11 protein-coding genes are annotated in these 15,505 nt (G+C 43.3%); 7 read left to right on the top strand and 4 right to left on the bottom strand.

From position 1 onward, the window contains the following. Positions 1–25: 25 nt before the first annotated feature. The 3 genes from G630_RS0104350 to G630_RS20660 are packed head-to-tail and all read right to left on the bottom strand — an operon-like array spanning position 26 to position 1,837. Positions 26–919 carry a DUF4097 family beta strand repeat-containing protein gene (locus tag G630_RS0104350; RefSeq protein ID WP_026497864.1) on the bottom strand — a complete coding sequence of 298 codons (894 nt, stop codon included), beginning with the start codon at positions 917–919 and terminating at the stop codon, positions 26–28. Then, positions 912–1,490: a DUF1700 domain-containing protein gene (locus G630_RS0104345; RefSeq protein WP_022760660.1), complete on the bottom strand. Its 579-nt coding sequence runs from the start codon at positions 1,488–1,490 to the stop codon at positions 912–914. The genes G630_RS0104350 and G630_RS0104345 overlap by 8 nt, the downstream gene beginning before the upstream one ends. Beyond that, positions 1,487–1,837 (bottom strand): PadR family transcriptional regulator, encoded by a 351-nt coding sequence (locus G630_RS20660; RefSeq protein ID WP_022760659.1) that lies wholly within the window; start codon positions 1,835–1,837, stop codon positions 1,487–1,489. Before G630_RS20660 ends, G630_RS0104345 begins: the two co-directional genes overlap by 4 nt. Before the next feature lie 226 nt (positions 1,838–2,063). On the opposite strand from G630_RS20660, the gene G630_RS0104335 reads away from it, so the two are divergent. From G630_RS0104335 to G630_RS24560, 4 genes are all read left to right on the top strand, one after another. After that, positions 2,064–2,402, top strand: a complete 339-nt coding sequence (locus G630_RS0104335) for a hypothetical protein (RefSeq protein WP_026497863.1) — start codon at positions 2,064–2,066, stop codon at positions 2,400–2,402. 88 nt (positions 2,403–2,490) lie between these two features. Next, on the top strand, positions 2,491–3,858 hold the full coding sequence (locus tag G630_RS0104330) for a leucine-rich repeat protein (RefSeq protein ID WP_026497862.1): 1,368 nt from the start codon (positions 2,491–2,493) through the stop codon (positions 3,856–3,858). A gap of 5 nt (positions 3,859–3,863) precedes the next feature. Further along, complete coding sequence (locus tag G630_RS0104325) at positions 3,864–5,033, top strand: MFS transporter (protein WP_022760656.1); 1,170 nt, start codon at positions 3,864–3,866, stop codon at positions 5,031–5,033. 321 nt (positions 5,034–5,354) lie between these two features. Continuing rightward, entirely contained in the window at positions 5,355–11,819 is a 6,465-nt protein-coding gene (locus G630_RS24560) for a leucine-rich repeat protein (RefSeq protein WP_026497861.1), read from the top strand. Between the two features lie 107 nt (positions 11,820–11,926). Here the strand turns inward: G630_RS24560 and G630_RS0104310 are convergent, their stop codons facing one another. Then, positions 11,927–12,202, bottom strand: a complete 276-nt coding sequence (locus tag G630_RS0104310) for a hypothetical protein (protein ID WP_022760653.1) — start codon at positions 12,200–12,202, stop codon at positions 11,927–11,929. 178 nt (positions 12,203–12,380) lie between these two features. Here G630_RS0104310 and G630_RS0104305 point away from each other — a divergent pair, with 178 nt between their 5' ends. The 3 genes from G630_RS0104305 to G630_RS0104295 are packed head-to-tail and all read left to right on the top strand — an operon-like array spanning position 12,381 to position 15,367. Beyond that, positions 12,381–12,851 (top strand): methylglyoxal synthase, encoded by a 471-nt coding sequence (locus G630_RS0104305; RefSeq protein ID WP_022760652.1) that lies wholly within the window; start codon positions 12,381–12,383, stop codon positions 12,849–12,851. A 21-nt stretch (positions 12,852–12,872) separates the two neighbouring features. Further along, a complete protein-coding gene (locus G630_RS0104300) occupies positions 12,873–13,676 on the top strand; it encodes an alpha/beta hydrolase (protein WP_026497860.1) in 804 nt (267 codons plus the stop codon). Positions 13,677–13,702: 26 nt separating this feature from the next. Then, entirely contained in the window at positions 13,703–15,367 is a 1,665-nt protein-coding gene (locus tag G630_RS0104295) for a LytS/YhcK type 5TM receptor domain-containing protein (protein ID WP_022760650.1), read from the top strand. Positions 15,368–15,505: the final 138 nt, after the last annotated feature.

The following is a 15,505-nucleotide window of genomic DNA, read 5'->3' as shown; positions in this document are numbered from 1 at the left end:
ACTGTGCCATTTCTGCGTTTAAACATCAGTCTTCAAATGATACATCAAAAAGACCACTTGTGATATCTGCTTTTATGTACTTTTCTTTATTATTGTCTGTTCTGAATTTGCGCTCTGTTATAGTGCCGCCAACCTTGATGGTTCCGGAAGTTGCATCTATATTAAAGTCGTAATCGTCCTTTTTTCCGGCAATACCAACCTTCATATCACCTGAAGTGGATTGAAGATCAGCTTTGTTCACCTTGAATTTCTCAAAGACCATAAGACCGCTTGTCATATCGGCACTGAGTTCATCTGTTTCGCAATCTGTAAGGTGCATATCTCCCGAAGTGAGTTCGAGGCTCAGTTTGTCAGTGATGACTTTATCGAGATTGATGTCACCTGAAGATGCGGATACTCTAAGATCTTCGGACTTTATGTTATCAAGCTTTACAACTCCTGAAGATACTTCAACTTTTCCCTTGATATCAACACTGTCGACAGCTATTGTGCCGGAAGAAGCCTCGAGCTTGGTATCGATTATTCCGGCATTATCGGGAACGGTGATCTTGTAATACTGCTCACCATTTCTGTCAAAATTGAAGCTGAGAAGTATTCCGTTATGTGAAGGCTGATCAATCTTAAGCTTTTTACCTTTCTGATCCACCTTGGGAATGTTGTCCTCATAGGCGCAGTACTCAAGCTTATAGGAATCGCCCCTTACAAGATATGTGTTGATTGATGCTGTATCCACGTCCAGCTCGTCAAATTCGGAAAGCTTTATAGTATCTTTTACCAGTTCTTTATTTGCTCTTGCGCTCGCGCCGTTTGAGCCAATTGCGATAATGGGGCTGGCACCGAGAAGTATTCCTGCGCCGAGGATTATCGCACCGAAAGCTACCATCACACCTGCTACCATAAATACAATTCTATTATTCATATCGCGTCTCCCTCACTTTCTTATTTCTAAAAATCGAACGGAAAAATGCTTTAACAAATATAATAAGTGCATAGGTAAGTGCTATACCAAGACCTGCCATGATCAATCCCGCACCTATTGTGAAGAACTTCTGGCCTATTCCGGGAACCATCACGCCCCAGAATATGGAAGCAAAACCTGCTGCTGCAATTGCAACTGCTGTAATTACCAGTGATAAGAGTATGGCCAGTAATGCTATGCCAAGTGCAAACACAACCGCAACTGCTGCAATTCCAAGGGGCAGTGAGAGAGGGAGAGATATTATGCCAAGTATTGTGAGCCATAAAACTGTGGCCTTTCCCTTTACTGTCTTTTGCTCCTCGGTGTTCTCTATGTGCTTTTGCGTGCACTGTTCGATAATACTTTTGGCAACTTCCTTGGGAGTTCCGAGCTTTGCTACAACATCCTCGTCTCCGGTAAGTTCCATGTCGGAAATATATCCATCGTAATACTCGATAGCATCCAGCCTGTCGTCGACAGGGATGAGTCTTAATCTGTTATCGAGTTCATTTAAAAATTGTTCCTTGTTCATTCTGTCATCCCCTCCTCAGAACTCTTGGCGATGTCTGATCCTGTCCCCTTTATCAGACCGTCGATTTTGTCCTTGTACTCGTTCCACTCGCCTTCATAGAATCCAAGCATCTGTCTGCCCTCATCCGTGATTGCGTAATATCGTCTGTTTCGCCCCTGAAATGGAGCATCATAGGTTCTTAGGCAGCCTGACTTCTGAAGCCTTCTGAGAACCGGATAGAGGGTTGATTCCGAAATATCCACCACCTGACGCACCTTTTGTGTCAAAGTGTAACCATATGAATCTTCACTTCTAACTATTCCCAGAACGCAGGCATCAAGTAGTGGTGCTGTTAATTGATACGTCATGCTTGTCGCTCCTTTCTTTTTTTGATTATACAATATTATATAGCATATAGTATTATAGATGTCAACACATTATATAAAAAATAATAATATAACAGGAATAAGGATGAACTGTTTTGGGAATGAACATAATATGTTATTATATTGGTAAGAGGCAAAGACGCTTACATCAGTGGCGTTCTTTGCCTTTTTCTTTTACACAGTGTTTTTCTTACATGGAGGGCTTCGTATGGCAGCATTTGACAGAATATTGTCCGGGATTCCGGAGATGGATAAGGCACTTGATAACATCAGACTTGGTGACAATGTGGTGTTCAGAGTATCTGAGCTCTCCTACGGAAGCCACATCTTCCAGGATCTCGTCGAGGCTGACATCCTCTACACCGCTGTTTTTGCAAATGAAAAGACTCTTGCTTTCGCTCCGGATAAGCTCTCCGCATATAAAGATATCTCCTCTGATTTTATAAGTGATGAGAAAAATAAAGACATAGCCAGAGTCTACGATCTTAAAGGCAGCGAACTTACTCTGTACTACGACCTTGAGAACAACAAATTGCTATTGGTATAGGATAGTAAATAAAAATTTCATCCCCCGGTAAATAATTTGAACTTTTATTACGATATATAAGTATAGAACAAATTATGAGGGGGATCACATGTACAAGCACAGAATTACTTCACACATTTTATCAGTATGCTTTTCCTGCATGCTTTTTATTACTGCACTTTTCTCATCAAATATCACCGTTAGGGCTGACTCTGCGCCTACATCCTACAACCTCTGGATCGGCAGTACCCAGATCACAAGCGCCAACATGGCTTATATAAAATGCGGAACAGGAAGTGCTTCATTTGATCCTTCCACCAATACTCTTACCTTTAATAATGCAACGGCAATAAGCGGCACCTACAATGGGAAAATCGCTTCAAACTGCATGGTCTACACAGAAATCCCTCTTAAAATTCGCGGCAGCGCAAAACTACTGGCTCCCAATATCACAACTATGATAATCGGATCCTACATGGCTGCGCTCGACATACAAGGTAATTTTGATTTTAGCGGAGGAAAGAACGGCTTCTTCTCCACAGACAAAATAACAATTAGCGGTGGTAATACTTCTATTACAATAAAAAACGCTGACAAAGCGATATCAGGAAGAGGAGGAGTTCTGGTAGATGGCGGCACATTGGAATTCACCTCTGTCAATCAGGGAATTTATACGGACACAGGAGCGCTTGAACTCCTTAGCGGGAAAATAAGCATCAGTGCGAAAGAATCTGTAGTACTGGCCTATGATAACAATGACATAAATATAGCAAGTGACCTCATATTTGAAACACCCAAAAACTTCACAATTAAGAATATAAAAGTCGGCGATAGCAGCTATAACGTGATTGCGGACGAAGCAGGGAACATTGCCAAAGAACTACGCGCAGCATCAGCACAGCCTGCTACTTATGGAGAAGCGCCTGCTCCGGAGCCTGAACCTGAAACAAAACCGGAAGATAATACGAGCAAAACAGGATTGCAGCCGGTACAGGAAGTAAAGAAAGTTGAAGAACCTGCACCGGAAGGGAAGAAAGAAGGGACTACTTTTACTGTGGCGGAAAAAGCGGCTGAGTTTGTAGTGACTTCCTCTGCACAGGAAAATCCTACGGTAGATTATAAATGTACTATTAATAAGAAAGCAAAAAAGATAACCGTTCCCGAGACGGTTACTGTAGACGGAATTACATATAACGTTACGGGTATTGCAACCAAGGCATTTAGCGGATGCAAGAACCTTAAGACTGTAACTATAGGGAACAACGTAATTAACATCAGAGCAAATGCATTTAAAGGTGCAAAGAACCTTAATACCATAAATGTCAAATCTACAAAATTGACCAAAGACACTGTTGCTTCAAAAGCTTTTAAGGGCACACCTAAAAACGTGACAGTAAAGGTTCCGAAGAAACTGAAGAAGACCTATCAAAAGCTTTTCATAAAGAAGGGCTTGGCAAAAAACGCTAAGATCAGGTGATCTCTATGGATGATTCAAAAAGAAGCCATGACTTTTTATGGATAGTGTTATTTCTTATTGTATTCATCAACGGCTTTGAAGCAGGCGGATATCAGGCAAGTCTGTGGAACATCGGGAAAAACTACGACTTGTCGGTTACAACCATGGGCCTGTTTGCTTCTGTTGAGCTTTTTGCGACAATGCTTGCACCGTTGATTCTCGGAGGATGGGCAGACCGAACCGGAAAAGCGAAGTGCATTACAATTCTCTTAGCTCTTCAGATCACGGCAGCAACTTTGATATTCTTTACGGATGCGGAGAAATTCTTCATCGGTGGAGTGTTCTTCCTGGGACTTACCACCAGCGCTCTTCAATTTATTTCCATCGCAGCCCTGATTGACGCATATCCCATAAGCGGAAGTAAGAAGATAGGCTACATCACATCCATGTATGCCTTCGGTGCACTTACGTCGCCGCTTATCGTTAATTATTATCTTGGAAAAGGCCTAAGCTGGCGTACACTTTTCGCGCTTCTTGCAATAGGAAGCACAGTATCTCTGATAGGCCTGTTTAAAACTAAGAACACCGCGAATGAAACAGCAGTAGCGGGAGATTCCGCGCAGAGCAAGAACTCTGCCGGAGAATTTATCATTGGCGGAATTTTACTTTTGTGCACAATCATGTGTATCTATGTCGGTTTTGAAAACGGCTTTGCCTTCTTCGTCGATACACTGTTTACCGATGTATTAAAATCAGGAATCGGGAAGTATGCTCTGTCACTTTTCTGGGCTGTTATGATTCCTTCGAGAGTTATCGTCGGCCACTTCTCGAAGTATGCGCGGCAAATTCTCCTTACTGCCACTGCTGCAATTCCGATTATCACAATAATCCTAACCAATTCCGAAAACAGCATGCTTGTACTTTTACTTTGCATACCGCTTGGCTTTGCGAGTGGGGCAATCTATCCCTGCGTACTTAATATAATGAAAACTATGGCAGGGAAGAAGACAGCAACAGCAACCGGAATGATCACCACCGCTACAGGTATTGGCGGAGTAGTATTTACAGCCCTCACCGGAAAATTTGGGGATCTTTTTGGACTTCGCAAAGCAATTATGTGTCTTGCGGGCTTCTTTATAATATCTTTTTTGTCAGCATATTTCGCAGGGAAAATTCATAATAGGAATAATATGTAATTCTCATAAGTAATTTTATATGTAAATTTTTTGTAAACAATTTTTTTCTTGTTCTTTAAAATGCCGGTTAAATCACACCGGTTTCCGCGCTATTTCTGCGCTAACAGAATTCATTTAACAAAAAAGCTCGATAATAAAAGAGGAAACTCATAAAATTCATGTATACTTGAATATATATGCAAAGAGCGCATGAATTTATTTTTGTATGCCTTAATAATTGTATAAAGTGATGAAATTACTAAAAAATGCTTGCTATAATCATAGAAACGTATTATATTGTAATCGTTTCATATAATTATGATTATGTTATGGAGAAGAAAAATGTTGAAGAGGTCTAGCAAAGTAATTTCATTCGCGCTCGCTATCGCGCTTATGATAGGGGTGTTCAATGTAAATACCCTTAGTGCAGAAGCAGCGACAATCAGCGGCTATGCTAATGTGAATTTTAAATGGTCCGGAAATGGTGACACTCCCGGTAAGTCCATAAAATACGGAAATATTAATAAGGAAGTTTGGCCCAGATGGAAAAGCACAGGTGATCAGTCACAACCGGCAAATAATATATACTTTGCGAGCAAGCATAAAGAATATATTTTTGAATTGGATGATGAATATCAGGGCTATGATGTATACGAAATCAGGATAAAACTGAGCCGTCAGAATACTCCGATTGCCCTGGCATTGCATGATAAAATTACACTGAGCGATGGCAATAATGATACTCACAAAAATAAGGCAGATCTGTATAATCAAAGCATGAATTCAAACGGTGAGATTATTGTAAAGCCTGATTTCTCCGGAAAGTTTAAGTATATAGGCTTTGTATCCCAGGTAGCAGGAACAGTAATCGGAATAAACTCAGTTACTGTTGTAAAAAAGAGTCATGGTGATCAGTCATCTACATATTCCGGAACAACAAATACTTTAAAGTATTCTGCAAAAAAGAATATGGCATTCTACAATATGTATCCTAATGAGGATAATAAGTATTGGGGTAATAAGAATGTCATAACAGACGGAAGTATTTATTTCGGAAGAGATTATCAGGAATCTTATTTTGACCTCGAACAAGATATTGATATAAGTAAGCTTGTCAGCATAAAAGCAAAAATAAACAGTTGGGATACTTCTCTTAGAACTGTTACATATATTTTATATGATAAAAACTTCAATCAAATATGGTGCAGATATGATATAAACGGAACCGGAAACTTCGGAACTGAACCTGTGGCCGGAAAAGCCAGATACTTTGGCGTAATGTCAAATAATGATGATTACGAAGGGAATATATACTGGTCAACAAAAAAGGTATCCATCAGTGATGTGGAATTTGTTATGGCAGATAAGCCCAACCCGATCATTGATCCCAGCGCAGAAATTTCTGAAGCTCAGAGTGCATACACGGAAGCATACTATGCATACCTGGAAGCTTTAAATGCTGCAACAAATGTTAAGAATAATCCTACTGCAGATACTATTTCAAAAGCGCTTGAAGCAGCAGATTCAGCTAATAAAGCAGCAAGCAGAGCTAATGCAGCTGCAATGGCATTATATGATATTGCGTCTAAATTAACGGATTCAGATACAAAAACCAGAGCAAATAATAATGTATATTATGCCTGTTACTATGCTGATCTTGCTGAAAGCGGAGCTATACAGGCTAAATCAGCAGCAACTTCAGCAAAGAAAAAGTTTGATGATGCAGCAACAGCAGCAGCACAGGCAGCTAATGATGCAGCAACAGTTGCAAATAATGCGGCAAGCGCGGCCCAGAGAGCAGCAGATTCAGCAAATGCGGCACCAAGTGCAGACACAATCAAAACAGCAGAAACAGCAGCAAAGGCAGCAACAGATGCAGCAAAGGCAGCTGACACAGCTGCGAAAAATGCTAAAAATGCAAAAAGTGCAGCATATAGCAAAGATGCTCAGACAGCAGCTGGAAATGCATATACAGCAGCGAAGAATGCCAAGGATGCAGCTAATACAGCAGCGAAGAATGCAAAGGATGCTGTAAAATCAGCTAAGCAAAAACTTATTGATAAAGCAGAATCAGCAGAGGCAGCAGCAACAACTGCTGCAGATGAGGCAAACACAGCAGCAAAGGCAGCAAGAGATGCAGCTGCAGCAGCCAATGCAGAGTCAGAGAAGGAAAAACCTTCCATAGAAAAACTGGAGACAGTAGCAAAGAATGCTGAAGATGCAGCAGAGGCAGCAATAAACAAAGCAAAAGCAGCAGCAGAGGCAGCAACAGCAGCAACAAAAGCAGCAAATACAACAGATTCTACAGTAAATAAGAATGCGGAAAATGCGGCAACAAAGGCAATAAATGCAGCAAATGCAGCTACAGTATCTGCAGATGCAGCAAAGGCAGCAGCAGAGGCAGCAAGAGTAGTAAAGATTGCTAAGGAAGTAAGTGATGCAGCACAGGCAGCAAAGGATAAGCCTTCAGCAGATACAGTAGCGGAAGCAAGTGCAGCAGCTAAGAAAGCAGAAGATGCAATAACTGAGGCACAGGCAGCTGAAAAGGCTGCAGAGGAAGCCATAACTAATGCAACTGATGCTGATACAAAGAAAGCAGCAGAAGATGCTAAGAAAGCAGCAGAAAATGCTGTAACAAAGGCTACAGAAGCTAAAAAGGCAGCAGAAAAAGCAGCAGAAGAGGGACGGGGAAAACTTGAAGCTGCAGAAAAGGAAGCAGCGGAAAAGGCAACTGCAGCAGCTAAGGCAGCAGACGAAGCAGAAAAGGCTGCAGTTAATGCTGAGAAGGCAGCAGAGGAAGCTAAGAAGAAAGCTTCTGAAGCAAAAGCAACTCCTACAGTAGATACGATAAAAGCAGCTGAGGAGGCTTCAGAAAAGGCAAAAACAGCTAAGACTGCAGCAGAGACAGCAATGGCAACAGCAGATGCAGCAGCTAAGGCAATAACTGATAAGAATAATTCTTCAAAGAAAGATGCTGAGACAGCAGTAGGCCTGGCAGATACAGCAATAAAAACCGTAGAAGAAGCTCTGAAAGTAGCAGCTGATGATATTGCAGCAGCTAAGAATGCTCTTGATGAAGCTGCAAAAAAGCAGGCAGAAAGTGCAAAGGCAGCAGCAGAGGCAGTTAAAGGTCAGGCGGATTCAGCAAAAACTGAAGCAATCAATGCAAGAGAGGCAGTTGATGCTGTTGATCCCACAGAAGGTCAGATTAATGCAGCTAAATCAGCAGCAGATGCAGCAGTTTCAACTGCAGACATGACAAAAAAGACTGCTTCATCCTTAACAGATACAATTAACAGCATTTTGAATAATCCTTATATATCGGATGCTACAAAGGATGCCGCAAATACAGCAAAGACAGCGATAGGGGATGCAACCACAGCTGCCAACCAGGCAATAGAGGAAGCTTCAGAGACAAGACGTGTTGCAGAAGAAGCTCAGAGTAAGCTTAATCAGAAGGCAACAGAAGCACTCCAGAAAGCACAAACAGAAGCTGCGGCAGCAAAAACAGAAGCAACTAATGCAGTTGACGGAGCAAAGGATGCTGCAGAAGCAGCAAAGGAAGCTGCTGAAAAAGCAGAAGCGGCTGCAAAAGCTGCGCAGGAGAATCCGTCAGATTCAACATTTGAAGAAGCAAAAGCAGCAGCAAATGATGCTAAAGATAAAGCCAATAAGGCCAAGGATGCAGCTAATGATGCAGTAAATAAAGCTGAAAAGGCAAAGGAAGCAGCAGAGGCAGCAAAGACTGCAGCTCAGTCATCCGGTGATGCAGCAACGATAACTTCAGCAGGCAAGGCTGTAGATGACGCCACAAATGCGGTTTCAGCAGCAACTGCAGCTAAGAAGGCAGCAGAAGCAGCAGAGGCAGCAGCAAAGGCAGCAGAAGCAGCTATAGCAGCAAATGAGGCAAAGGCAGCTGTGGAGAAGACTCCTTCTCAGGCAACAATTGACGAGGCAAATACTGCAGCAATAAATGCAGAAGAAGCAGCAAAGGCAGCAGAAACAGCAGCAACTGCAGCCAGCGAGGCAGCCGGCAATACAGATGATGAAATTGCCAAAGGAGCAGCAAATACAGCAGCTGGAGCTGCTAATACAGCGGCAGGAGCAGCAAATACAGCAGCACAGGCAGCAAGAGAGGCGGCACAGGCAGCACAGAACAATCTTGAAAAGGATGCAGTAGATAAGGCAATAAGTGAAGCACAGGCAGCAGCTGAGGCAGCAAACGAAGCAGCTAAAACAGCAAATGAGTTAGTTAATAACACAAATGATAGTTATTCTCCTGAGGCTGTAACAGCTGCGGAGACGGCAGCAAAGACAGCATATGAAAAAGCAAAAACAGCATATGAAAAAGCACAGGCAGCAACAGATGCAGCAGCTAAGACAAATAATGAAGATTATAAACAGACATTAGCAAAGGCAGCAGAAGAAGCCAGAAAAGCAGCAAATGCAGCATCCCAGGCATCAACTGCAGCATACCAGGAAGCAAAGAGAGCTTCTCAGGGTGCAGAGATCAGAAAAACTGTAGATGAGACAACAGCAGCAGCCGATGCAGCTGATGCAGCTAAGGTAGAGGCGCAGAATGCACAGAAAACAGCAGAAGATGTAGCAAAGAAGGATGATAATGACATTACTGAAGATGCAGTAAATGAAGCTTCTAAAGCAGCAGAGAAAGCAAAGACTGAGGCAAAGACAGCATCTGACAAGGCTAAAGCAGCTGAAAAATCAGGAAATAAAGCAGCTGAATTGATTGATACAGCTAAGAAAGCTATAGATCAGGCTGAAACAGAGGCAAAAGCATATCCTGATAGTGAAGATAAAACAGCATGGCTTAATAAGATTGCTAAGGCCAAGGATGCAGCTGAAGCAGCTGCTACGGAAGCGTCCAATGCAGTAGCTAAAGCGAAGAAAGCAGCTAAGGATGCAGCAGATGCAGCAGAGAAAGCAGCTGAAGCAGCAAAGGATGTTCAGAAAAAGTATAACGATAAGCTGAGTGCAGAAAATGCTGCAGCAAGACAGGCAGCACAGGATGCAGCAGATGCAGCTAAAAAGGCAGCAGATGATGCCAAGGATGCAGCTGATAAGGCAAAGAATCTTGCAGATGATGCAACAAAGAAGGCAGAGATTGCTGATAAAGAGCGTACAGCAGAAAATATAAAGGCAGCAGAGGATGCAGCTGACGCAGCTAAAAAAGCAGCAGAGTCTGCAGCAAAGGCAGCTGAGAATGCAGCACAGGCAGCAGCAGATGCTAAGAAGACAGCAACTGATGCAGGAAATAAAGTTGCTGAAGGTACAGCTAATACTGCAGCAAATACAGCCGGAAATGCTGCAACAACTGCAAAAGAAGCATCAGAAGTAGCACAGGCAGCAGCAGATGCTGTAAAGAAAACAAAGGAAGAAGCGGAAGCAGCAAAGAAGGCAGCTGATGAAGCAAAGCAAGCAGCAGACGCAGCTAAGAAAGCTGAAGCTTTAGAGAAGGCACAGACAGCAGCAGATGAAGCAACAAAAGCAGCTGAAAAAGCAAAGACAGCAGCTGATGAAGCAGCAAATGCTGAGGCAGAAGCTAAAAAGGATCCTTCAAAAGATACAGCCCAGGCAGCAGCTGATGCGGCAGACAGAGCACAGCAGGCAGCAGAAGACGCTAAGGATGCAGCAGACGCAGCACAGAAAGCAGCTGATGAAGCAGCTAAGGCAGCTGAAGGATTAGACGACACAGAAGCTACAGATGCTGCAGCTAAGGCAGCAACAGATGCAGCTAAGGCAGCTGAAGCTGCGGCTCAGGCAGCTGAGGATGCTAAGAGAGCTGAAGATGCAGCAAATCAGGCCGTTGAAGCAATCATATCTGATGAAGACAAGAAGGCTATTGAAGAGGCAGCCGAGGAGGCGGCTAAGAAGGCAGCTGAAGAAGAGGCAGCTAAGAAGGCAGCTGAAGAAGCAGCTCAGAGAGCCGAGGATGAAAAGAAGGCAGGCGAGAATGGTCAGAATACTGATCCTTCCTCCAAAAATGATCCTGCAAATGGTGATAACGGAACAGGCGAGAATGGCACAGGTAACACCGGCGCAGGTGAGAACGGCACTGGTAACACCGAAACAGGTGAAAACGGAAACGGCCAGGGTACTACTCCCGAAGGTTTGGAGAACGGTGGCAACAACGGATCAGGCAACGGCACAGGTGCCGGAACCGGTGAAGCAGTAATTCCACAGGATGTTGCCGGGAACAACGGTAATTCCGAAACAGTTCCCGAAAAATCTGAGAACTCAGAAAATGCTAATGAAAGTAATAACGGTCAAGCTAAGTCTGGAAGCAAATGGAGTACTTCTGATTATGAAGAAGATGATAATGAATTTGATCCCGATTTTGCTGACTGGGATGAGGACGAGAACTTCGAATTCAATGGAGTCCTTCCGGCAACTGTTACAATAAGAGGCATCACATACTATGTTGGTGCTGACGGAAGAGCTACAGTTACAAAGATTGGAAAGATTAAAAAGGCTTACATTAACGCTATTACATTAAATGGTGTTAAGTATCCTGTAGTTCAGATCAAGGCAAATGCCTGCAAGGGTAACAAGACTCTTAAGATTCTTAAGATTGGTAAGAACGTAAAGAAGATTGGTAACAAAGCATTCTTTAAGAATACAAAGCTTAAGAAAATAACAATTAAGGCGAATAAGTCTCTTAAGGTAGGAAAGGGCGCCTTTAAGAAGCTTGCCGGTGGTGCAACCATCAAGGTCAAGAGTGTTAAAGGAAAAGCTAAGGCTAAATTTATTAAGAAACTTAAGAAGCAGGCAGATGCTAAGATAAAGTAATCATCTAAATAGCATAAGAAAAGACGCAGATAGAGAAATCTATTCTGCGTCTTTTTGTATTATCTTGCTAATGAGATATTGACACCTTCCGGGTGCCGGAAGATACCTTATTTATCTTCATCCAAAGGGAACGGAAAATCCTGAATCTCTGCGAGCGCATCGGAGAAACGTTTTGTAAGGCTCGCCTCATTATCCAGAATGTATCCAAGCCTCTGGCACCAGATTTCGTAAAGGATATTCACCATTTTTTCCGGATCATAGCCCAGATCGTTTAAAATGGCGCGCTCCTGATCAAGTAAATCATGGTAGTGCTTAAACTGCGGATCATCCTGAAGATCGTCTTTTGCTATATTTATAAGAGAATTGATTTTTAAGATATCCATAAGGTAGTCTCCTTGTTTCTCTATATCTATATTTTAACCCTTTTCATGCTATAAAAATCTAAAAGTTATCTTAAAAATAAACCAAGTAAGCTTTTGAAAAAAGGGCGTAAAAAGACTATAATTTGTATATTCGGTATAGAAAGAAAATACTATATGTAGTGGGAGGAAAAAAACAAAAATGTCAAAGACAATTACACTGACAATCAAAAAGCAGAAAAATATCGCGCTCATAGCTCACGATGGTAAAAAGGCTGAGCTTATCGAGTGGTGCAAGAATAATGCGGAACTGCTGAAGAAACACTTTTTATGCGGCACAGGAACCACAGCACGCATGATTACAGATGCGACGGATCTTCCGGTCAGAGGTTACAATTCAGGCCCTCTTGGCGGAGACCAGCAGATCGGAGCTAAAATCGTTGAGGGTAAGATCGACTTTGTAATATTCTTCTCTGATCCCCTGACAGCAGCGCCTCATGATCCCGATGTGAAGGCTCTCATGAGAATTGCCCAGGTGTATGACATACCTTTTGCAAACAACAAGGCAACAGCTGATTTCCTTATTCATTCAACACTTATGGATGAGGAGTATGATCACGACATTATAAATTTCAAGCAGAATATTGAGCATAGAGCAGAGACCTTGCTCTGATGCCCGGGAGGAGAAGGAAAAATGGCATCAGGTACACTTAGATATTATTCACTTGCCCAGGGGGGACAGGTTAACATCACTTATTCTATTCCGGCAGATACTCCGGACTTTATGGTGGCAGAGAATCCGAATTTCAAGCGCCCCATGAAGACTTTGTATCTTCTTCACGGCTATTCCGGAAATGAGAGCGACTGGATTTACAGCGGTGTCGCTGAGGATTTAGCTTCTACTTATAACCTTGCGGTTATCATGATTACAGCCGGCAACAATTTTTATCTGGACAGAAAGGCTACAGGCCACCAGTACTGCACCTTCGCAGGTAAGGAAGTGGTGGAATTTACAAGAAAACTGTTTGGCTTATCTGATAAAAAAGAGGACACTTTCATTGCAGGTCTTTCCATGGGAGGCTTCGGAGCCCTTCACACAGGTCTTGCTTTTCCTGAGACCTTTGGAGGAATTGTGGCACTGTCTTCCGCACTCATCATTCATGAGGTTGGAAACATGAAACCGGGAGAGGGCAATGATGTAGCAAACTACGAATATTACAGCGAGGTATTCGGAGATACCACCAAGGTAGTGGAATCCGATGCCAATCCGGAGGTTTTGTACAAGCGCCTCAAGGATGAGGGTAAGAGTATCCCTCCGATTTACATGGCTGTCGGAACAGAGGATTTCCTCTACGAGAACAATCAGGTGATGAGGAAATTCCTTGAAGACAATGATGCAAACATGAAATACGAAGAAGGTCCCGGAATCCATGATTGGAAGTTCTGGAACAAGTATATTTATAACGGAGTTGAGTGGGTTCTTAACACAGTCGGATAATTGGGGAAAAGTCTGTTGGGGGTTGTATGGAACTGTACTATAACATGATCGTTAATATCGGCTTTCTGATTCTGATTGCCAATATTTTAGTCAGGATTCCGGTAGTAACACAGATAATCTGCGAAGAAAAAAAGCACACGCTTTTAGCTAAGCTGGTGCTTGGAGCAATCTTTGGCGGCTTTTGCATTTTTTCGACCTGTACAGGCGCCCAGGTTCAGGGCGCCATACCCAACACCCGTGTTCTGGGTGCCCTTGCGGGAGGTCTCTTATGCGGACCTACCGTGGGGATTCTTGCAGGGCTCATCGGCTCTGTTCATCGTATCCTTTTTGATATTCATGGTGTGACCACCTTCGCCTGCGCACTTTCCACTTTTATGGAGGGCGTTCTTGGCGCTTTAATCTACACCTTTTTCCAGAAAAGAAATATTGATTTTGAGTGGTACTTCCTTGTGATGATAACCGCTGCCTGCGAGTGTCTTCACATGGTTAACCTTCTCATTTTCGTAAAGCCCTTTAGCCTTGCGGAGAGCATTGTTAAGGTTATCGCCATACCCATGGTGGCATTTAATTCAGCCGGAATGGTGTGGTTTTTCTCCGTGTTCGAGGATGTCTATACGAAGCAGAATCTTATAGCGGCGGATAAGATGAGGCTTGCTCTGAATATTGCGGACGCCTGCGTATTGAATATCAGGAAAAGTCGTATCACCGATGATGATTATAAGGAGATGGAGAAGACTATCAGCGGCTTTTCCAGGTGCAGAGACGTATTCTTCTTGCCTTACAGTCAGAAGAACAGGCTCTTTGAAAGTGAGTATGAGTTCAGTGAAGACTTTGTGGAGGGCATGGAAAAAGAGTGTACCACTCAGCTTATCTACAGGAAGGAAAAACGTCCCTTCGGTTTCAGGCAGGCACTGGTTGCTTCCGGCTGCCGAGTAACAATGGGAAATGAAACCTGGGGATACCTTGTTCTGGTATTTGAAAGACGATATTCATCTCCGGAGGCTGCGGAATGTCTGGTATCTGCGCTGGCAAAATTCTTTTCAACCAATTATGAAGCCTATCAGGTTGAGTACCAAAAGAAGATGCGAGAGCGCGCAGAGTTTAGGGTACTTCAGTCGCAGATAAATCCTCATTTTTTGTTTAACAGTTTAAATACTATCTCCTGTTTTTGTAGAGAAAAGCCCGACTATGCCAGAGAGCTTTTGCTGGCGCTAAGCGTGTACTTCAGGCATAACCTTAATTCGAGTAATGACTACATGATAGATATCGCTGCTGAATTTGAGCAGGTGGATGCATATCTGATGCTTGAGAAGGCCCGATTCGAGGATAGGCTCAGAATAGAGAAGAATATCGAGGAAGATATTCATATGCAGGTTCCGACGCTGATCCTCCAGCCCATTGTTGAGAATGCGATTAAGCACGGAGCGATGAAAAGAGAGATCGGAGAAGTCAGGATAGATGCCGGAATGGACGGCGAGGAGCTTCTGATAAAAATATCCGATAACGGCCACGGCATTCCCGATCAGGTACTCCGCGCTTTCAATGATAAAACGACCAAAGGTAAATACGGACTCCTTAATGTTGACGGAAGACTCCGCAGCATCTACGGAGAAAAGTACGGTCTTGCAATCGATTCATCACCTGAGGGCACAACCGTTACAATCCGTATCCCACCCAGGACACTAATTTGATTATATGCCTTCCCCCTCTGGGGGCGCTCGACGTCCGGGGTTGCTACTCGTCCGGGGGACGAGTGCTTAGCAACGACCGGAGTGGAACGTAGACCGTCGGTTCAGCGCGGACCGAAGCGGAGCGAAGACAGGTGTCTG

The organism is Butyrivibrio sp. WCD2001 (assembly GCF_000424485.1).
Classification (GTDB): domain Bacteria; phylum Bacillota; class Clostridia; order Lachnospirales; family Lachnospiraceae; genus Butyrivibrio.
Note: the sequence above shows the minus strand (reverse complement) of the source record. Positions and strands in the feature narration are given on the sequence as shown.